Raw genomic sequence first — 479 nt, forward strand, 5'->3', positions numbered from 1 at the left:
TTCAGAAAAATACGTCCATGCCTTTACAGATGGCCGGGATGTGGATCCAAATTCCGGAAAGGGTTTCATTGAAGACCTGCAAGTGCACCTGGAAAAGACCGGTTCCAAACTCGCTTCTATTGTGGGCAGGTATTATTCAATGGATAGGGATAAGCGTTGGGAAAGAACCAAAGTTGCCTATGATCTGGTTGTCGACGGAAAAGGAGAAAAAAGCACCAATGCTCCTGAAGCTATTCAAAAAAGCTATGACGAAGGAGTAACCGATGAGTTCATTAAGCCCATCGTTATTACCGATGCAGCCGGAAATCCTGTAGCTACTCTTAAAAAAGAGGAAGTAGTGATCTTTTTCAACTTCAGGACAGATCGTGGTCGTCAACTAACTGATGTATTAACGCAGCGGGACCTGGAAGAACAGGGAATGAAGGCCATGCCTTTATATTATGTGACCATGACGCGTTACGACGAAAGCTTTAACAACA

General features: G+C 44.1%; 1 pseudogene. It reads left to right on the forward strand.

Features of this window, described 5'->3' with window-relative positions:
* Positions 1–479, forward strand: a pseudogene (locus tag HC175_RS18060) (2,3-bisphosphoglycerate-independent phosphoglycerate mutase); the annotation flags it as partial.

The sequence above is a fragment of the Salinimicrobium oceani genome, assembly GCF_012037645.1.